The sequence below is a fragment of the Paenibacillus uliginis N3/975 genome (assembly GCF_900177425.1).
Taxonomy (GTDB): Bacteria; Bacillota; Bacilli; order Paenibacillales; family Paenibacillaceae; genus Paenibacillus_AQ; species Paenibacillus_AQ uliginis.
On sequence record NZ_LT840184.1, the window covers coordinates 5,772,713 to 5,793,211 of the forward strand.

Sequence of the window (20,499 nt, forward strand, 5' to 3'; positions counted from 1 at the left end):
ATTAAACAACTTATCAATTTCAATACTACCTAAGTCAGCCTATGTTAGTTAGACCCCTACAGATGTCGTTTCCGGCAATGTACTGCCACCATCAATCACAACTTGTGTGCCGGTAATATAACTGGACTCATCCGATGCAAGGAATGCAGCCAGTTCGCCAACTTCTTCCGGCTTTCCTAATCGTTTCAGCGGAACAGCGTTCGCAATTCCTTCGATGACCGATTCCGGATTGTCGGGATTCGATTCTTTTCCAATCTGCTGCGCCATTGGTGTATATATGTAACCCGGGCAAATGGCATTCACATTAATTTGATGCTCGGCCATCTCTGCTGCGAGTGAACGGGTGAATCCGATAATCGCCGATTTCGTAGTTGCATAGGCTACTTCGCCTGGATCGGCAACCATATATCCGGTAACGGACGACATATTCACGATTTTACCGTACTTTTTCTCGATCATATAAGGAATTACAGCTTTTGAAACGTTCCATACACCGTTGATATTCACTTGAATATGGAAGTCACGGGTATCGTTTGGCATCTCAGGGAAGTTCCCCAGTCGAATGACCCCGGCATTGTTGACTAGCACATCAATATTACCGAATCTCGCATGTACTTCAGCTACCGTATTTTTTACTTCATCGAAATTCGTCACATCTACTTTAAAACCTGCAGCTTGAAAACCTTCCGTCTCAATAGCTTTTGCCGATTCAAACACCTTGTCATCGCGGTCAAACAGCATAACATGAGCTCCATGCTTAGCTAATACTCTCGCAATCCCTTCTCCGATGCCCATTGCGGAACCGGTAACAATAGCAGTTTTTCCATCCAGTTTTTTCATCGCAAATCCTCCAGTTTTAATGAGACAAAATTTTTATAAAAGCTTGTCTATCTATAGCGTAGCATAACTATATAGACAAAGAAAATTTTGGATCAAAACAGTTTGAGATAGTTGTTTTCAATAATGATAAAATGATGTTTCTCATGTATAGCCAGAAGCTGAACTGCCTGAATTAGATTAGGATACTTAGCTATCGGATCCAAAAACACAAGGTGTCCCGCGATATCTTCTTCAATATTTTTAACTAAAGCTTCCATTTCATTTGTCTCGTTTAACAGCAATTGCTTTAATTCTCTCCCATTCATAGAATATCGTATCTTTTTTGGTGGTATCAAAATCCAAGGGGCGTACATCCCTCTTCCCTTTTTTTCTTTAAATTCTGTGTATATGTCATGTATTTCAGTTGCAAACTGCTTATTTCTTTTCATTTTGGCATATGGAATGAGTACGAAAGAGAATTTGGTTGCGAACTTAAGCATTCTTAAAATTAAATATAAGTGATATACATGCTCTCCAACTGACCATTTTCCATCTTCTTTTCGATCCCATAGTTTTTCTTGTGACAGTGATTGTATCTTGGGCATAAAATGACATCTTTGCTCAGTTAATGTTTGAAAATGTTTTGCTATACTTTCAGATTTCATTTACTAGAGTCCCCCGTAATTATAATATCGCGAATAACAAAATCATCTTCTTGTCATGCGGAATCCTGTTCTCATGAATTATATTCCTCCTTAAATTGAGGAATAATTTGTAACCTAAACTCGTTATTCCAAGTATACAGAATTACACCTTGGAGTGTCCAAGTTCATTCGGGAATTAAAAACAACAAAGGCGCACAGATTGCTGTCATCCCTTATGTGCCAAATATTTTGTCAGAAAAAAACATCCACTGAATCCAGCGGATGTTAGTAAGCTCCATATATTTTCCCTTTAAACAATATATCTATTTCACGGTAAACCCTGCCGGGGTTAACACTCGCTGCGGAGACTCATAAAACTCCTTGACTCCAATACCAAGCTGACCAAACTTATTGTTATACCCGTACACCCACAGTTTCCCTCCACGAATCCAATACATATTACGATTAGCCGTTTCAACAAAGGATACATTCTGATACAATTTTTCACTCTTTGTTACAACTGCCGTGTATCCGAAAAAGAGCATCTCATTGTTCTTTGTTATAAGCAAACCCCCGTCACTGCTCAGTGACATCGACTTTACATTCAGATTTTTACCTACCGAGGTTAATTCTCTTTCGGTGATCCGGATAGGTTTATCTGAAATTTTAACCGGTTTAGACATTCGCGATGGTACACGATCATCCAGTTGTCTGGCAGTATTGTCCCCCCATGCCCACAGGTCATCTTGCCGGTCTCTAGCAACCAGATAATCCCCATTTGCTTGTGCGGATGCCACATCCACAATATTTTTAAATCCGGGCATAACCTTGGCCTGCGTCTTTCCACGAATAATGCTGTTTTTCCAGTACCACAGCGTACCATCCTTTTTCACGGCATACCCACGAAAGCCTCCCATAGATACTGCTTTTACATCACTAATTTCGATTTTACGGTAATGATTATGCACATATTGCTCGGCCCCGCTATTATTCCAGGCAACGCCACCCAACTGATACACATTTCCGTTTTTAGTTAAAACTGCAACAGACCGCTCATACACCTGAATGTCGGCGATAGGCTCAGGCATGAGATCTATAAGTGTAGGAGTCCCGGTTACTTTTTTAATTCCGAGCCAGTTAAGATCGCCCCATCCGTACAATTCCCCCTTCTTGTTCAGAAGCAGGGAAAAGTTTTGTCCCGCCTCTAGCTTATTTACATCTTTAAAGACACCCAAGGAAACAGGCGATAAAATTTCTGCCGCAGACCCTTCCTTGATCTGATTTTTCCGGTTATCTCCCCAACCATACACCGTTCCATTGTTGCTTAGAGCCAATACATGTGACTCACTAGCCGCGACGCTGACAGGGGAAGGCACCTTGATTACACTAGGCTCGTAGGGAATCGCCATACTTGAACTTACGCCTAGCTGGCCTGAATTGTTAGCGCCCCAACTCATCAGAGCACCATCATTCCTAATGCCTAAATAGTGATCTGAGTCGGAGGTTGAAGAGTTACCGTAAGTGATGGCTCCCATATCATTTAGATCTGAGTATGCCTTACTACTTAGTGATGACGACCCTGTATCCCATGAATAGAAACGACCATTGTTTTTTAATACAACGGGGCTATCCTTAAAAATCCCAACCACACCATCGGCTATCTTCCCTGGAATTTGTACAAACACTTTATCCGTATCTATGTATGACCAGAACTCAAAGGATTCACTAATGAAAGTCGGGCGTCCGTTCAGAAGACTTATCTCTTTCATGGCTGGAAGGTCCTTAAGCTTCTGTGGAGTCACGGTGTCCACTCTTTCATGAAAATAACTTTCTGATCCATCTTTGTTTTTCTTGGTGATATTCCCCTGTTGTTTGGAGCTTAAAATAATACTCATGTCTCCCCATGCCCAAACAGCACCGGATTTATCAAGTGCCATGTAGTTGTCTCCATAGAGGCTGTGGTAGCCAATATGTATTTGTTCTATATTGCTCAGCTGCTTCACTGTCGTCAGTTTTACACTAGGCTTAACTATCTTTCCTGTACCTGTGGAGGCTGAGGTTTTGCTTATTTCCCATTTATAGACCGTACCATTCTTGTTCAGAATCAGACCATTTCCATCTGAATCCACGGCGATCTGCGTCGCACCCTTCATTTCGGTAACTTTTATAGGAGTTTCTGATTGCCCATAAATCCCCCATACCCACACGATCCCTTGTTCTGTCAACGTTCCGGCAGCAGCACCGTTAGCCGTAATTTGCTTCACATTCTTTATCGATTCTACTTTCTTAGGAAGGCGCCACTGGGTTGCTTTGCTCGTATATTTCTCACCGGTCAATTCCGGTGGAACATTCCCCCATGCCCACAATGAGCCCTTTCCATCGACAGCATAGGAGGTTCTGTCTCCTGCAGCAAATTTATTCTTGTTCTTTATCGTTTGCTGCCATAGAGGCTCCGAATTTCCCGGTACAGCCGGTGCCTCTTTTTCCAAGTCAGAGTCATCTTTATATAACTCATACCAATCCGGCTTATCATACAGATCAGATCTGTCACGGACAGGGATTGGAAACGTTGTTGTATATCCGGACTCTTTTCCATGAGCGTTCATTAATGTAATCCCAATTTCTTTATTTATGACCTTGTTTCTGTCTACCGGTGGGGTAACTAAAGAAAAGTATCCCTTCTTATTCACAAGTGCAGATGTTTCGGAAAGGGTGGTGCTCACATATTTCAAACCGGTTCCTTCTTTGACGAATTCACCTGTTGAAATAATAATCTTGACCTGTTCACCGATAACATCCGGAGCCAGCCCTTGAACACTCAGAGATTCATCGTCATTCTGTGTAACATCAAACGTATAGATGGCCTCTTCAGCATGAACTTTCGCCAGGCTGCTTCCATCCAGCATAAAACTCAATAGAAACACAAATACCATTGCCATCTTCAATATTGCAGCCTTGCTCCTCAAAAAGATCACTCCTGTTCGACAACTCTTTGTTATATGAATCAATTATTGTATCGGTTTAATGCATGTCTTTCTTTATAGTTCAGGGCATAACAAAAACATTATCGACGCACCTCAAAGAAGACAGACCGCATTTAGTGGTAGTTTTTCTTGCGAGATAAAGATGTAGTTACTCCGAAGCTTATACTTTCTTAATCTTAACAAAAAAGCGCACAGACTTTGTCTGCACGCTGCTTATAATTATGAATCGCTCTAGTTCACTTATAGTTCTGGCTATGCCCGCTTGATAACAGGGATATAAATTTCCATCACCGCTCCGGTCTCTTCATGACAACGCTCATCATAGAACTCAAACTCCACTTTACCAGCAGCGTATTCATAGCCTGAACGAGGAAACCAATCCTCAAAAATATACTTCCACGTTCCGGCAACGGTCTTCACAAATTCCCCATCCGCGTAATCCGCAGGCGGTGTCGTAAACACCGCATAGGTTGCCTCCGGCACTACTCCTTGGAAGAGCCCTTCCTCCTCAGGGGGCAGCTCATCTCCCTTCACTGCGGCTACATAGGTAAATCTTCCGGTATCCATATCAACAGGAAAACACACAAAGTACTCACCGTGTTCCTTTGGCTGAACCATCTCATACAGCTTGGCTTCAAGCCCGGTAATGTCAAAATGGTTCCAAAATGCCGGGATTTCACGGTCTTTGCGGTTGCTCTCATATGTTGTTTCAAGCGCATAACCGATAATACTGAACGCAGGCTTGCTAATGATTTTCGGCTCCAATATGATGCCTCCTGACAATTGCAGTTTTTTATATAGGGTTAGATCAACCTTACCCGGAATTTGACCACTCGAATGCTTGCGATACTGCTCAGGGGAGCAGTCATATACTTTCCGAAACGCTTTGCTGAACCCTGCATGTGTCTCAAATCCATAATCCATGGCAATATCAATCACTCGCTTTCCACGAGCCAATTGGGCTGCAGCATGAGCGAGACGTCTTCTTCTGACATACTCCATCACAGGCAGACCGACATATGCGGCAAACAGCCTGTAGAAATGGTATGGTGAAAAGCCTGCGATATCCGCCAAGTCATCCACCGTGATTTTGTCTTGAAGGTGTTCCTCTATATAATCAATACTCTTCTGAAAACACTCCATGTAACTCACGTGCGCGCCTCCCCCCGATCGGTAACTGTTATTGTATCATCACCCGATATCACTGGCTGTTCTAAATTTGTCATCTTCATTGAACCCAAAAAGCAGAGATCCGTTTAGGACCTCTGCTTCTGCAATACCCTAATTTTCAATTCTACGTTAAACAATCTACCCAGCGGCCCTACCTTACATCAGGCTAGACCATATAATCTGTTTCGTGCCGAGTATAGACTCCGGAATCCAGGAATATATGGAAGGTACGAACAGGACGACAACAATCTTCTCGACCGGATCCACAAACAGTCCAGATCTTCCTGCTCCCTCCAGCTGAAACGTCCCTGGAGATTCGAAGGAAAGATGATCAATCGCAAGGTCAAGGCCCAGGGCATGGCCCTTGTCTTTGATCTTGCCGCCCCAGTGATAAGCCGGGACATTGAACAAGTGCCGCCGCGTTAACAGCTCAACCGACTTTCTTCCGAGAATACGCTGACCCTCGAAGGTTCCCCCATCTAACAGCATTTGCCCGAACCTCCACAGATCATACAGGGATGAGTATAGGCCACTGTCCGAGCGCGGAGGCTGGATGGAATCGCCATATTGTTCAGTGAGCTTCGTAACATCCCTCTCATCGACCGTGCATACCTCCTGATGGAGTTGTGATGGCACGTCAAAAAAGGTCCGGCTCATCCCAAGCGGCTGCAAAATATGCTCTATTACATAGTCCTCATACCTTTGGCCGGATATACGGGAGATGATTTCACCAAGCAGAGCAAAGCCTACTGTGGAATAATTGTAGGCTTCGCCCGGCTCGCAAACGACGGGGCCTTGAAGCACTTTGACGATCCAATCCTCCGTACCTCCGGCACCCCACCACTCTCTGGGAAATGGCTCATTGTAATAGCCCGTCACCGGCATAATACCGGACGTATGCGTCAATAGATGAAACAGCGTAATTCCCTGATGCATCGGATTGTTGAACTCATCCAAAATCGTAGCCACCGGCTGATCAATGTACAGCTTTCCGTCCTCGATCAGCTTCACGATGGAAACACTGGTAAACGCTTTTGTGATGGAAGATAGCTTGCGCAAGGAGTCCGGCTGCAGCTCTCCCTGACCCGTCGTTCCATGAAGTGTGCCCATGGATCTCCACGCTGCGATCTTTCCCTCATGTGCTACAAGATAACTGGCTGCTTGAATCTTCTTTTGCGACATCAGACCTTGAAAATGTTGATCCAGCTTATTGAGCTGTCTGGAATCCATATGCACCTCCTCGGGTGCTGCACTCAAGGGGCCCTCCAGTACTCGCCAATTGCTCTGCAAAATGCTCATCCATTCTCCCCGCCTTCCTGATATTAGAAACTTTGGACATATTTTAACGAACAAATCTCTTGGCGTCTATATCGATCTTTCGTATTTCATTTCTTAGTATAAAAAATCATTTATTTGTATTCATTCGCCGTGTAAAAAGAGCGGAATCACACCTCCCGGCCCGATTTCCGCTCTCTCAATCACTTTTACAGTACGAATCAATAGGCCCACCAATTGCCTGACATCACGATCATTGAGAACAGCTTGATGCTCTCTTCAAAATAACCTTCCGGCGTAGCATTCACTGTATAATTCCATACAGAATTGAGCCAGCTCTGATTCGAGGAGGATGTCATGGCACTTACACCAAACGGAGCGTAAAATGCTCCACTGTTGTATGTAACAATCGCTGATCCGTTCAAGTCATACCCGGCACGAACGTTGGCCGGATTGCTGCTTGTAGCGTTTTTAATGAAGCTATTCATTTTGTTTATTTGGCTCAACGCACGGTTATCACCGGTCAACAGATAATCTGTTGTGATCCGCCATGGTGTACGCGAGGAGTTATAATAGTACTTTCCATCTTTATCTCCTTCAAGAAAATCAGACGCAGCCGGTTCATAATTGCTGCCTGACATTACAACGAAATCTGGAAGCAACCCGGTATTGGGACTGTAGCTGCTGTGTATCGAGTTGATAATCGTAAAAGTCTTGTCCACTACATTAGTCCACCGGGTATCGCCTGTTGCTTTCTGGAATCCCTTCAGATGGTTAAGCATAAAGTCGGAAGGGCGTGTGGCCGTATCATACGTACCGCTTGTCGCCCAGTCGCCAAGACGCAAGGTCCATTGTGACGAATTCACATCGTTGCTCATTATCGCATTAATGATATCCTTAGCCGCTTGCAAGTAATTGATCGATTCGTTACTCCCCCATTGACGGTCTGCCAGAAGCAAAGCATATGCGATATCCATATCGCCATCCGTTGCGGAGTTGGCTCCATCGATATTTTGGAAGCTGCTGTTCTGTTTCCAGGCCATCAGATAAGGATTATTGTCACTTGGGTGAGCTTTATAATATTGATATAGACCGTCAAAATAAGCCTGGGCACCATTATCATAACCGGCCATCAGCACCGAAAACAGCATACCGTAACCATGCGCTTCCGATACCGTCTCCCCGGCGGAATTGTATTTCACATAGTATTTCCCGGTACCCGCTGGCTTCAGAAAAGATGATTTCCATGTGTTCCATTTTCTCTTAACCGCGTCATCCATCGTACTTTGCGATACATGATTCGGTTTAATCGATCCACTTACATAGGTCGTATGCTGTGGGAAAGGCTTATATCCAGCAAATGACATACCGGCTGGAAATATCAAGGCAGCTGTACAGAATAATAGAAGGGTTTTACGAAAAATGGAATTCCCGCGTTTGCTCATCAACGATCCGCTCCTTTAGGTTGATAGTAGTTAAACTTCATACCATAATCCGGCGCAGCTTGTGCGAATATGGACATCACCTCCTCTAAAGACGGTTGTGATTCTTGGAGCAGAGCATACTTTTCACATAAATAAAAGATTTACTCGGACGAGTATATGAAGTAACCAGTGGGGTGTAGAACTCAGGTGGTATTAAAAGAGTGGAAATTCGATCACATTCTATGAATTCGATATATGTAAGTGTTTTCATTATATTTTATATGTATATTTTTGTAAACTAATAACCGATGGCACAGTGTCCACCGGTTACTTCATTCACAGATTCAGGTTGTAGTTCACGTCCAAGCCCATAAAAAGCCATCTCGGTCCCATGCAATCCGGCCACCGTGCAGCTTCCGAAAAGCCTTTTTCACGTCTTTGGACAAGGACGAATTTCCGTTCTCGTTCACAAATACAAACTGTTCTCCGAAATGTGCCTTTACGTACTCTATGGCATCCTCTTGCCGCAGCGTTCCTGTAAATTTGATTTCCTTCACCATCCACTCTGCGACTTCCTGTGCTGTCACTTCCATGAGGATCACCTCCCTGCAATAGTCCTACTCTCGATTAATTACATGATACCTTATTTCATTAAGCAACACATTAAATTAAATTTATTAAATTATTAAGACCTCTCTTACCATTTAATTTCATAAAAAACTTCACAGAACCCCCTCCTGCTTTTACTCTTGCACTTTCCGCATTTGAGTTGAATCACAACTTTTTATAACACACTGAGAAGTATTTACTTATCCCTATTAATGGGAATCGCGAGGAAGTAGGACCTCCCGTTCCAATTAACTGATCATGCAGAAAACCACTAAACCTGATGTTTAGTGGTTTTTTGATAAATAGATCGGACTGACGTGGTTAAACCGCATGAATGGATGGCCACTTCAGCTCAACACCGGCATTCACAAGAATGCGCTGCAGTGCTTCCAAATGCTCCGGCGTATTGCGGACATCTCTTGGCTTGTTCTGGTGCTCAGTACAGTAAGCTGCCAGGTAGCCCGCCGATTCCCCGATATCCCATTCTACGGGATGCAGCCGGTAGCAGCCATTCGTAATATGGGTCGTGCCGATATTCTTGCAGGCGGCAATCAGGTTGTTCACCCGAACCGGAATCAGACTGCCCAGCGGAATTTCGAACGGCAGACTCGATATATCGATGTACGTCCGCAGCCCTGTGCTTGGGTGCAGGTCGATCCGATAGCAGCCAACGCCCACGGAATCGAAGAAGTCTTCCGCTTTCCCGTCAGGTCTGTAGTCCGCCGCAACATGCTGCTCAAGAACGGTAAACTCCGCTTTAATTCTGCGGGACTCACGGATATATGGCATTTTGGCAAACCCGTCTGGTGTGCCGGCAATGTCCGGCCGCAAGCGCAGGCCAGGATAGCCCTTCCCTCCATCCGGACGCGGTGCTTCGGTCTGCATCCAATACAGGAGTGACAGACTCAGTTCTTTCGCCCGGGCAAGATGCTGCTCCCTCTCTTCCGGCGTTACATCAATAATTGAGCCCAACCAGTAGTCATTCGCCGGCCAGTTCACCACCGTTACGTTACTATCGAAGGTTCCCTCCACGAAATTTTCCCGGTTCACCAGCTGTCTGTAATTCCAAAGCGAGAACGACTTTCCGTCCGGGAATAGACTATATGTGACAGGCTCCAGTGTATGCGGTACAAGTCCAACCCAGCTGAGCTGTTTATCCGGCCAGAAATCCGCTTGATATTCCTTCCAGAAATCGTACCCACTAGGCTGTTCAATCGTATGATCCTCGCCCTCGCAATAATCCATCACGAAGCACCAGGTCAGTGCTTGCATATCCTGTGGATCTGCTTCGCCAGGTAGCGCATGAGGCTCGCCTGTCTATTTCATGGATTCCGAACCGGTTACGTATTCAACACCCGCCAGAGGAAACAGATCGCCCTCTTCCGTTGCATCCAGTATATAAGCACCGGACAATATGACAATTTCTCCCGTATCTTTGTTCTGTACATGAACAGCGGTGATGTCATCGCCTTGAGTGTCCGCCTTGACAGGTACATGCTCCGTCAAGACAATCAGCTTGCCGCTATGAATATACGGAGCCATCATGTCCCGAAGCACCTCCAGTGCTGCTCTTGGCTCATGGGCAACGGCGCTCACCATCGCGCTGCCGGGGTTAAAGTGTATCGCATCGCGGGATTCTGGTGTGACCGGAAAGTTATCTTTGTAATAATTCCGGACCCGGGTGCGGTACTCCCGATAACTGGCTGTGGATCCAAAACGCTCAATCCAAGGATGTTCGTCTGGAGGAACCACTTGACTCGTAATCTGTCCGCCAAGCCAGTCGGTCTCTTCCGTCAGGATGACATGTTTACCGGACTTAGCTGCCGCCCAATCCGCCGCCAATAATGATAATATCTGCATTGCGATGATGCATTTGCACTAACACCTCCGTATCCACTCCGCAAGAAGTTTCGTAGCGGAGTGAGTAGCTTTTACCAACCTTATAAGTTGAACTAAGATAATTCTTACCAACTACAACGGAGAAGGCGGAATCATTCTGGAGAAGCGAGCGGTCGCCCGAAAGCTTTTCATAGGAAAGCTCGCACCGGAAGCATAAGCTGTCCCTGGATTTTAACAATTACATCAAAATTTAGAAGAAATCCGGAGACAACAGCGATTGGAAGAATGATCCGCATACGTAGTGATGAAAAGCTGAAAATTTATAATTCAACTTATTTACCATATTTGAAGACCGTACCCATAATCGTCGAAGAAGGCCCGTATTGATCGTAAGCTTCCTGCGCGCTTTCGAACGGAATAATCCGGGAAATAAGCGACTTCATGGAAATCCGCTTTTCTGCAAGGAGCCGAATGTATTCAGCAACATTTCGTCCTTCCGTCCAGCGTACGAATCCAATCGGGTAGTCTTTATTTTCCAATTCATAGCCTGTGTCATACCGTCCCGGCCCTCCGGCCCGAGATATAAGAACCTGCGCCTCTTTACCGAACATGAGTCCACGGGAGAAATTCATCGTCAGGTCTCCAACGATAACGATCTTTCCTTTATTACGGATCCATTTCAGAGAGGAATTGATCAGTTCTTCTCCCGAACCGCTTGCGCACAGAATAACACTATCGGCTCCATAGCCACTTGTGATTGCAGCAATCTGATTCTCGAGCTCTTCTTGGCTGTCGTACACATGATCAATCTGCTGCTTCATACTTAAAACGCGTTCCTTGTTCAGGTCATAACCGAACACCTGATTCGCAGCGGCTGATGATATTTGTGCAATGATTTGGCCCAAAATACCAAGTCCTACGACTACGGCCGACTCACCGAAACGGAGATCCGCTACGCGTAAAGCGTGAATAGCAATCGCCCCCAGACCTGCAAAAGCAGCCTCTTCGGGACTTACATGATCGGGCACAACAGCCGTCAAGTTGGATGGTACAGCAAGTTCTTCGGCATGGCGCACATAGGGTGCTCCATAGCAAGCAACTCGCTGACCAACCTGCAGACCAGTCACCTGCTCACCAATCTCTACAATAATTCCAACAGCACTATAACCAATAACGACCTTCTGATCGGACGCCATTTTAATGATCGACATTTCGGTCCCAGGACTGATAGCGGAATATTCGGTACGTATTCTTACATGCCCCGCCGGAAGGGATGGCCTCTCTGTATTTGTTATCAAAACCTTCCCGTGCTGCGCAGCAATCGCTTTCATATATGGCTCCCTCCTATCCACCCTAGTTTGCGGTTTTCTTGCGATATTCGCTTGGTGACACGCCACAATATTTTTTGAACGTTGTTGTAAACGTCGAAGAGTTCGTATATCCTGTCTTTTCGCCAATTTCGGCAATGCTCAGATCGGTATTTTTAAGATATTCTCTGGCATGAGACAACCGCACCTTATTCAGGTACTCCACGTAGTTCACACCAAAGGTCTTTTTGAAATAGTTCGAAAAATATTTGGAGCTCGTATCCAGCACCTCTGCCATATGATCCAGATACAGGTTTTCCATGTAATGAAGCTCAATGTATTGGGATATGAACGCCGGGTTCAGCTTGCTCTTCGGATCGTAGTTCCTCATAGCCGCAATCCGCCGCAACCCATCCATCAAGAGAGCACGGATTTCCTGATAATTAAAGGCATCGTGCAGCTTCCCGATAAATTCCGTTTCGATTCGGAACAGTTCTTGACGGTTCTCTTCCGAAGCATTGGTCTGTCTGAGCATAATGAAAAACATCGTTTGTGCAATATGTACCATCTGGTGATGATGAATGCGCAAGGATGCATTCTCCTCAATGATAGTATCGACAATGTCCATGGCTTCGTCTGTTTTGCCGGTCATCAGGCAGTTCGACAGCTTCTCTAACTGTTGGAGAGGAAAATGAATGTCCGGGACAAATCGGATCGCCTCCGTATCTGTCACCCACTCTTTCGTGTTGACGTTTCGGTATAGAAATCCGTTCTGGATATCCTGATAGGCTTCCTGGCAGTTGCTGATTTTGGACTCAAACGCCCTGCTGACGCAGCCCCAAACTCTGAAAGAGGTAAAGGTATCCCCTTTGGTTTGCAGTATATAACTCTCAAAACTCTTCAGTACTTTTTTCCGATCCGACGGATGTTCAATCCCAATCAGAACGAGAAATTGAAGATGGTCCTCATGGAACACGACCGCATGATCTATACTCTCCTGCACGCCGGCTTCGATTATTTCCGTAATTTCTTCTACCGAGAGATCAGTCTGCTCTCCCGCACCTTCCTGCGGAATTAATTGTATAGCTGCCATCACAAAGTGTCTGCACTGAAATAAATAGGCGTACTGGTTCTGCATCTGCATTTCGTATTCTCTCGAATGCGCATACCCGTCTAGTGCCTGCAGAAACACACCTCGGCGTATTTCCTCGTCTACCAGATTCATTTGGCTTTTAAGAGATTCGTTCTCCCGCTGCACCTTTAGAATTCCACTGTGAATTTTAACAAAGTCATTCCCTTTTACATTGGATCCTCCGAGTTGCAGCAAAATGTTTTTGACCGGTCTGTAAAGATAAATACTCAGAAGAACGGACAATACAACAGCCAGCAAAATCGCCCCGTACATGATCCAAAGGTTGGCGTTTGACACGGAATCGATGTTTTGGAATTTGTAAGGAAGCTTGTTGATATAAATAAATCCGTTAGATTCGGATTTGTAGAAATTGTACTCATAATTCTCACGCGTCAGAGACGCCTCACTGGACGGATTGAAATAAACATCATTCAATATGTCAACCAGATCAAGGTCCTTCTCTGTGCTGAGTATGACATTGCGATTTGCATCCAGTACGATCAGGGATGCCCCCGGAATCATCGCCTTTAAATTAATACTGTTCAGCAATTTATTCACGTCGATCAGGACCATTAATTTCTTATTAGACATCTTGATTTTACTGCTGTCCACAGCGACAATCAGATTACGTTTATTTGCTCCGTTAATATCAGAGTACACTTCGGCCGGAAATACGGTGAAATCGTGATCTGACCTGATAAAGTTATTCCAGAATCCAGAATTGTATTTACCGGTCGTATATTTCCGGTCGAAAAGTACTTCCATACTGCTTGTTCCCTGGGTTGTTATTGCCAGGTTGTAGTCATAAGTGATGATCGCATCTTCCACAAAGTCCAAAGTGGAGACCATCCTCGCCAGACTGTCCTGCAGGGAGATAACCTTCTCCATATCGTTCTTGCCTTCACTGTCGCTGATCTGTCCGTAAGGTAACGCATGAATGTTAAACATCAGGTTGTTAATCGATGCAAAGCTGGAGTCAAACGACTGGATGATATTTTTGATGACCATCCTGTTGTTTTCCGTGACTTTCTCGTAAATTCCGGTAATTGAATTCTTGTAGACCATATAGTTGAATATAAACATGATGCCGACGACCAGCTGTAGAGCGAAAAAAATCTGAAGCAGCCCTCTATTAGCGATCAATCGATTCAATATGGATCACCTCTCTTGATGTCCCTTCATATTCACCATGTTATACCCAAGCGAGCTTTACGTCACCCTTTTTCAGAACCGAGCATAACGCCTTTGGCAAAATACTTTTGCGCGAAAGGATAAAGCAGAAGAACCGGAATCATCGACAGAACGATCGTTGCGTTCTTCATAGCCTGCGGAGCCAACGCGGCGGCGTCGACGAGATTCGTGTTGTTGCTGCTGTCCGCAAAGATTAGCATATCCCTCAGAACTACCTGAAGAGGATACATCTTCGCGTCGTTTAAATAAATGAGCGGAATGAAAAAACTATTCCAATGGCCCATAAAGTAGAACAGTCCAATTGAAGCAAGCGCCGGTTTTGAAAGCGGAATCACGATCTGGAACAGAATACGGTATTCCGATGCACCATCCACCACAGCAGCTTCCCGAAGCGATTCCGACATATTCTCATAGAAACTTTTTAAAATGATCAATTCAAACGTCCAAATGGCATTTGGCAGCACAAGCGCCCAGACGGTGTCAATCAGACCCAACTCCTGAACGATGAGGTAGTTCGGAATGATGCCGGGGTTCAGGAACATCGTAAGAATGATGGCCAGCAAGAAAAATTTTCGTCCAAAGAAATCCTTACGAGCTAGCGGATAAGCTGCAACAGCCGTAAACAACAGATTGATCGTTGTTCCAAGTGTTGTATAGAAGATGGTGTTTAAATATGCGCGTGGGATCCGTTCATCATGAAGCACCTGCGAATACGCATCCAGGTTGAAGCCTTTCGGGAACAACGTTACCGTGCCTTGCAGAACGGATGCCGTGTCGCTGAAGGAAACCGCCGTAATATAAATGATTGGATACAGGATAACGATCGAGAGACACAGCAGGATGATCCCGTTGACGACAGAGAACAGCGAGATGTTTTTCAATTTTTTGGTTACCACAGACCATTCCCTCCGATCTTTTTACTCAGGAAGTTCGAGGAGAACAGCAGTACCATGGCTACTACGGCTTCGAACAGTCCGACGGCCGCGGCATAGCTGTAGTTGGCCTCCAAAATACCTTTCCGGTAAACGAAGGTAGAGAACACGTCCGCCACTTCGTACGTCATCGGATTATAGAGCAAGAGAACCTTTTCATAACCGATACGCAGCATCTGGCCGGTCTTCAAAATGAACATGATGATGATTGTTGGCATGAGGGCCGGAATTGTGATTTTAAAAATCATATGGCGCCGCTTGGCGCCGTCCACCTTGGCCGCTTCATAAAGCGAAGGGCTGATGCCTGCAATGGCCGCCATGTAAACAATTGCTTCATATCCGGTATTCGTCCAAATGTCAGAAGCGATATAAACGGGACGGAACCATGCCGGATCAATCAGAAAATATGTTTTCTCAAAGCCTATTAAAGCAAGCAGCTGGTTGATAATCCCATTGTTTGGCGACAGGAAGTCAATCAGCATACTGCTGATGATAACTACGGACAGGAACGAAGGTAGGTAGCTGATCGTCTGTACCGATTTTTTGAACCATTTGAGCCGTACCTCGTTCAGCAGAATAGCTAGAATGATCGGAAAAGGGAATGAAAAAATGAGCGTGAGCACACCTAAAGTAAGGGTGTTCTTAAACAACAGCCAGAAATCCGGACCAGTGAAAAAGTTGGTGAAATGTTTCAAACCGACCCACGGGCTTTCCATAATACCGGTAAATACGCTGTAATCCTTAAAAGCAATAAGCATGCCGTACAAAGGTCCATAACGGAAAATCAGATAAAATAAAAAGCACGGAATAAACAGGATCAGCAGCTGTCTGTCGCGTTTCATATGCTGAAATGCCGTTAGCTTGCGACCTGCACCCGCCTTTTTGGGTGGTCTTGCCTTGCTTGTTTCTATGCCGGCGCGTGCCATAATGTTGCCTCCTTTAGATGATGAGCAGCACCCGGCCAAGACCGAATGCTGCTGTCACCCTATTATTACCAATCAATTTGCAGCAGGGCTGCTGTTATTATTTTGTGGCTGCGTCAAAACGCTGTTGGGCGGCGTTGAAAATCTCGGCCATCTTATCGGCACCTTGTTTAGCGGCTGTTTTTTGCCACTCAGCCCATTTTGCGTCCCCGTAGTTTTTGTTCAGAACATATTTCGAGTTGAACTCGTTGGAACTTTTCTCAAGATTGACCTGAAGCTCGGCAAGTATAGCGGATTCGGCATCCGTAAAATTCAATACCGGATCCAGCGGCTCGAAGCTGTTCGCATTCATGCGTTTGTCTTGGGCTTCCTGTTCTTTCTCAGTGAAGTTGTAATAAACACTACGTCTGTCAGGGTTTAGGTACATGCCTTCCAGCCACAGACCGTATCTGTCCTCCAGCACACTGATATCAACCAAAGGAACGTCGGTCAGCTCTGGATATACGACTTTGTCGCCCTCCATTTTGAATGTTTCGCCTTCCACACCCATAGTGACAAGCGTAGCGCCAGATGGGCTAGTCAGGTAATCCAGCAACTTCAGGGCAGCTTCCTTTTTATCATTATTCGTTACAGCAATACCAAAGCTGGCATCAATTTTTGGAAGACTCATGCCGTTACCTGCTGGTCCGACCGGATTCCCGTATCTCAAATCGTATTTAGGATTCGTGTCTTTAATTTGGTTGTAGAACATGTCAAGACGTCCGATCCAGTCGTATGTTACAAACGCTTTATTACTTGTTGTCATTTTGGACGTCCAGCTTTCCTGGGTATCGGTCAGGAATTCAGGATCCAGCAATCCTTCATTGTAAAGTTTTTTCATGAAGTCCAGCATCTCTTTATGTTCAGGTTGAATGCTTGCAAACTTCCAAACCTTAGCGGATTCATCATAATACATCGGATAGTTTGTACCGCTGATTCCCCAGCCGTACGACCACTCGCGAAAAATAAATTCTTTGTACTTGGAAGCGTAAGGATAAGAATCAGGGTACTTTTCTTTCAGTGCTTTCAAAGCCTGGTAGAATTCATCCGTATTGGTCCATTCTTTAATGCCCACTTCGTCAAAAATATCCTTCCGGTACATAAAACCATGGTTTACATCCCGGTTCAGGTTGTGAATCGGCCACGAATACAAATTCCCCTCCTCGTCGCCGTAAGAGGAAAGCACCCATGGGTTTTCTTCCATGTATAATTTCTTGAAGTTCGGAAGCATATCGACATACTCATTAATGGCTACAACGGCTTTTTGCTTGCCAATTTTCTTCAGCTCATCCGGAAAGAGTCCGTGAAAAATATCCGGCAGTTTACCCGAAGCCACAACCACTCTTATTTTGTCTTTGTAGGTTGCCTTGGAATAGGCCTGGAAGTCAACGGTAATCCCCGTACGCTTCTCGATTTCTTTGGCGATGAGCGAAGTGTTGATATCGGTTTTGTCACTCGGCAGCATCCAAGTGATTTTGGTTGGTTTGTCAACCAACGGCAGTGTCAAACCACCTGTATCTCCATATTGGTTAGGATCTGCCGGTGTTGTCGTTTCTTTAGGTGGGGTTTCTGTGCCTTTTTCAGGAGTGGCCTCTTTTCCTCCGCCACAAGCAGCAAGAAGCGATGCAAACATCGTTAAAACCAGTGCCATACTAAACCACTTTTTTGACATTTCTGTTCCTCCCTAAATTGATCATGCTTAATAATAAATGAAAATTTGTACTGGATACTTTTTGAGTAACCCCCGTCATTTCATTCCAACAACTCATAAAACTTTAGAATTATATCTGAAATTCTATCGAGCTGCCCCCTTTCTTTTGTCGAGCCATCCCGCACTGTTTTGGTCGAAATACATCAAATGTACAACCGCCCATATTTGATTGCGAGATTCAATTTTTCTACCCACCCACATCATAAAAGCGCTTTCAGTTTTGGTAAAGAATCGTATTTCACCAACCTGTTGTTTCCTGCTCTGTTTTTAATCAAAAACACAAAAAAAGGCTATGTATCAAGGGTTTATAGCGTGTAGAAAAATCTAAAGAGGTAGAAATACAAAAAAACAGAAGGGATTTCATCGTGAAATCCCTCCTCAAAACAGCTCTTTTTTGTCTTTCAATCTTTCACCAATCTCCCTCCCAATGGAAGGTTGAATTTGCAATCCAGTCAAGATGTAAAATTCAAAAGTCGAGCCATTCATTCTGAACGGAATTTTTAACGGTATGTGCGAATAAACTGAACCGCTTTCCGGATATCTTCTTCCGGCTGATTGCCAACTTCTCTTTCAATCGTCAGATACCCTTTATAACCGATATCATTCAGCGCCTGGAAATAGCCATCAAAATCAACCTTGCCTTCACCCAAAGGCACTTCGGCAAATAACTCGCCCGATGTAACGAGTTGAGCAACTTTTTCATGATCCATACCATCAAAGCCAAGAGCCCCATATACAATCCGCGGATCTACAAAATCGCGGTTACGGACGCCATCCTTTACATGGGTATGAACAATGTAGTCCTTCAAGATATGTACACCTTGAGCTGGATCATCGCCGGTGACCATAACCATATTTGCCGGATCAAAGTTGACCGATACGCCTTTGCCAGAGAGTGTATCCAAAAATGATTTCAAATGGGCAGCCGGTTCGGGGCCTGTCTCAATCGCAAAATAGGCATTCATGGAGCTTGCATACTGACACAGTTCCTCACATGCCGACTGCATCACGCTGTACACTTCACTGTCCTTATCATCAGGCACAATTCCGATATGCGTCGTAACAACATTCGTTCCCAGCTCCATAGCGAGATCCAGGATACGTTTGGATTTTTCGATTTTTTGCGCGTTTACAGTCTTGTCCTGGAAACCGTGTCCGCCAAGATCGCCGCAAAGTGCGGAGATCTCAAGTCTGAGTCCGTCCAAAGCGGATTTCAGATCCTTTTTGGCCGCGGGTGTCAGAACAGCTGGATCCATCTCACCTTTAACCGCGTATATTTGTACACCCTCAGCTCCAACTTCCTTTGCCTTCTTCAAGCCTTCATACACACCTACGCCGAAGCTGTCTACGATCACTCCGATTTTGTTCGTTAATTTCACCACTCCGTATTCCTCCCCAGGTGTTATTTCACATTCATTATTTAAAAGTAATCTCCTTGCCTGTTTCAGCAGACTCATAGATTGCACACAGGATTTTCATCATTTCCACGCCATCTTCCACTGGGCTGAGTGTTGTCTTCGTGCCAAGGATGCTCTCTGCAAAGGTCGCCACCTCGTTGTTAAAAGCGCCGATGAAATTAAACGTACTGTTATCAATCTGCGGCTCAAAGTTCAGGATGGTATTATGCTTCTCCGTCACAATGGACAGCTCAGGTTCAAGCTCGGCCCCGCCTTTGTCACCGTACAGCTTCACGGAGAGCTCGTCCTGCTTCGCATGCAGCGTAAAGCTCACATCCACCATCAGAGAAGCACCGTTCTCAAAACGGATAAGAGCATTTGCCATATCCTCAACTGAGTTTTTGGAGGAATCATAATCTGCCGCTTGATAGAAAGATAAGTGCTCTACGTTGGAACGGTTGCCGAGACGATTGTACGTGTTACCTGTAACAGATACCACTTTCGGTTTACCCATCAGGTACCAGCAAATATCGATAACATGGACTCCAAGGTCGATCAGCGGCCCGCCGCCGGAGCGCTCTACATCGGCAAACCAGCCGCCCGGGTTCCCGAGCCGGCGAAGGCAGGATGCTTTCGCGTAATAAATTTCACCGAGATCCGATGCATCGATGAATTTTTTCAATATTTGTGTATTTTCCGCATAACGTCTGACGAATCCAACCTGAAGAATTTTTCCGCTTTTGCGAACGGCTTCCTCAACACGCAGCGCATCATCCACGGTTTTGCATAGCGGCTTCTCCACCAGTACATGTTTCCCCGCTTCCAGCGCGGCAATGCTGATTTCAGCATGCGAATTGTTCCAAGTGCAGATGCTGACCGCATCAATTTCAGGCAGTGCCAGCAGCTCATGATAATCGGTAAATACCTTGGATGCGCCAAATTCCTTTGCCTTTTGCTCGGCACGTTCTTGGTTCAGATCACAAACCGCATAGATTTCCGTATCCTGATGAGCGGCGTAACCTCCTAAATGATACTGGGATATCGATCCTGCACCGATAACGCCAATCTTTAATTTCCCCATCGCCTAGTTCCTCCTCAGCTAA

Annotated in this window: 14 protein-coding genes and 1 pseudogene; all 15 read right to left on the minus strand. The window is 45.2% G+C overall.

Annotated elements, in window-relative coordinates; all coding sequences use genetic code 11:
• Positions 1–48: 48 nt before the first annotated feature.
• A complete protein-coding gene (ucpA, locus tag B9N86_RS26965) occupies positions 49–840 on the minus strand; it encodes an SDR family oxidoreductase UcpA (protein ID WP_208916129.1) in 792 nt (263 codons plus the stop codon).
• 92 nt (positions 841–932) lie between these two features.
• Positions 933–1,484, minus strand: a complete 552-nt coding sequence (locus tag B9N86_RS26970; RefSeq protein ID WP_208916130.1) for a DinB family protein — start codon at positions 1,482–1,484, stop codon at positions 933–935.
• Positions 1,485–1,786: 302 nt separating this feature from the next.
• On the minus strand, positions 1,787–4,429 hold the full coding sequence (locus tag B9N86_RS26975) for an RCC1 domain-containing protein (protein WP_208916131.1): 2,643 nt from the start codon (positions 4,427–4,429) through the stop codon (positions 1,787–1,789).
• A gap of 270 nt (positions 4,430–4,699) precedes the next feature.
• Complete coding sequence (locus B9N86_RS26980) at positions 4,700–5,590, minus strand: AraC family transcriptional regulator (RefSeq protein ID WP_208920840.1); 891 nt, start codon at positions 5,588–5,590, stop codon at positions 4,700–4,702.
• A gap of 183 nt (positions 5,591–5,773) precedes the next feature.
• Positions 5,774–6,916, minus strand: a complete 1,143-nt coding sequence (locus tag B9N86_RS26985; RefSeq protein ID WP_208916132.1) for a serine hydrolase domain-containing protein — start codon at positions 6,914–6,916, stop codon at positions 5,774–5,776.
• A 197-nt stretch (positions 6,917–7,113) separates the two neighbouring features.
• The gene (locus B9N86_RS26990) at positions 7,114–8,337 is read right to left on the minus strand and encodes a family 8 glycosyl hydrolase (RefSeq protein WP_208916133.1); all 1,224 of its coding nucleotides are present in this window, start codon (positions 8,335–8,337) and stop codon (positions 7,114–7,116) included.
• 335 nt (positions 8,338–8,672) lie between these two features.
• A complete protein-coding gene (locus B9N86_RS26995; RefSeq protein WP_208916134.1) occupies positions 8,673–8,909 on the minus strand; it encodes a DUF6953 family protein in 237 nt (78 codons plus the stop codon).
• 337 nt (positions 8,910–9,246) lie between these two features.
• Positions 9,247–10,798 (minus strand): annotated as a pseudogene (locus B9N86_RS27000) (FAD-dependent oxidoreductase).
• A 298-nt stretch (positions 10,799–11,096) separates the two neighbouring features.
• A complete protein-coding gene (locus B9N86_RS27005; protein ID WP_208916135.1) occupies positions 11,097–12,095 on the minus strand; it encodes a zinc-dependent alcohol dehydrogenase in 999 nt (332 codons plus the stop codon).
• Between the two features lie 22 nt (positions 12,096–12,117).
• Entirely contained in the window at positions 12,118–14,346 is a 2,229-nt protein-coding gene (locus tag B9N86_RS27010; RefSeq protein WP_244562862.1) for a helix-turn-helix domain-containing protein, read from the minus strand.
• A 71-nt stretch (positions 14,347–14,417) separates the two neighbouring features.
• The gene (locus B9N86_RS27015; RefSeq protein ID WP_208916137.1) at positions 14,418–15,290 is read right to left on the minus strand and encodes a carbohydrate ABC transporter permease; all 873 of its coding nucleotides are present in this window, start codon (positions 15,288–15,290) and stop codon (positions 14,418–14,420) included.
• On the minus strand, positions 15,284–16,252 hold the full coding sequence (locus tag B9N86_RS27020; protein WP_208916138.1) for an ABC transporter permease: 969 nt from the start codon (positions 16,250–16,252) through the stop codon (positions 15,284–15,286). Before B9N86_RS27020 ends, B9N86_RS27015 begins: the two co-directional genes overlap by 7 nt.
• A gap of 97 nt (positions 16,253–16,349) precedes the next feature.
• Entirely contained in the window at positions 16,350–17,960 is a 1,611-nt protein-coding gene (locus B9N86_RS27025; RefSeq protein WP_208916139.1) for an extracellular solute-binding protein, read from the minus strand.
• 539 nt (positions 17,961–18,499) lie between these two features.
• Positions 18,500–19,378: a sugar phosphate isomerase/epimerase family protein gene (locus B9N86_RS27030; protein ID WP_244563175.1), complete on the minus strand. Its 879-nt coding sequence runs from the start codon at positions 19,376–19,378 to the stop codon at positions 18,500–18,502.
• A 37-nt stretch (positions 19,379–19,415) separates the two neighbouring features.
• On the minus strand, positions 19,416–20,477 hold the full coding sequence (locus tag B9N86_RS27035) for a Gfo/Idh/MocA family protein (RefSeq protein ID WP_208916141.1): 1,062 nt from the start codon (positions 20,475–20,477) through the stop codon (positions 19,416–19,418).
• Between the last annotated feature and the right edge of the window lie 22 nt (positions 20,478–20,499).

Coding starts and splice junctions, on each gene's coding strand:
- ucpA (WP_208916129.1), bottom strand. CDS start 840: ATGAAAAAACTGGATGGAAAAACTGCTATTGTTACCGGTTCCGCAATG.
- B9N86_RS26970 (WP_208916130.1), bottom strand. CDS start 1,484: ATGAAATCTGAAAGTATAGCAAAACATTTTCAAACATTAACTGAGCAA.
- B9N86_RS26980 (WP_208920840.1), bottom strand. CDS start 5,590: ATGGAGTGTTTTCAGAAGAGTATTGATTATATAGAGGAACACCTTCAA.
- B9N86_RS26985 (WP_208916132.1), bottom strand. CDS start 6,916: ATGAGCATTTTGCAGAGCAATTGGCGAGTACTGGAGGGCCCCTTGAGT.
- B9N86_RS26990 (WP_208916133.1), bottom strand. CDS start 8,337: ATGAGCAAACGCGGGAATTCCATTTTTCGTAAAACCCTTCTATTATTC.
- B9N86_RS26995 (WP_208916134.1), bottom strand. CDS start 8,909: ATGGAAGTGACAGCACAGGAAGTCGCAGAGTGGATGGTGAAGGAAATC.
- B9N86_RS27005 (WP_208916135.1), bottom strand. CDS start 12,095: ATGAAAGCGATTGCTGCGCAGCACGGGAAGGTTTTGATAACAAATACA.
- B9N86_RS27020 (WP_208916138.1), bottom strand. CDS start 16,252: ATGGCACGCGCCGGCATAGAAACAAGCAAGGCAAGACCACCCAAAAAG.
- B9N86_RS27025 (WP_208916139.1), bottom strand. CDS start 17,960: ATGTCAAAAAAGTGGTTTAGTATGGCACTGGTTTTAACGATGTTTGCA.
- B9N86_RS27035 (WP_208916141.1), bottom strand. CDS start 20,477: ATGGGGAAATTAAAGATTGGCGTTATCGGTGCAGGATCGATATCCCAG.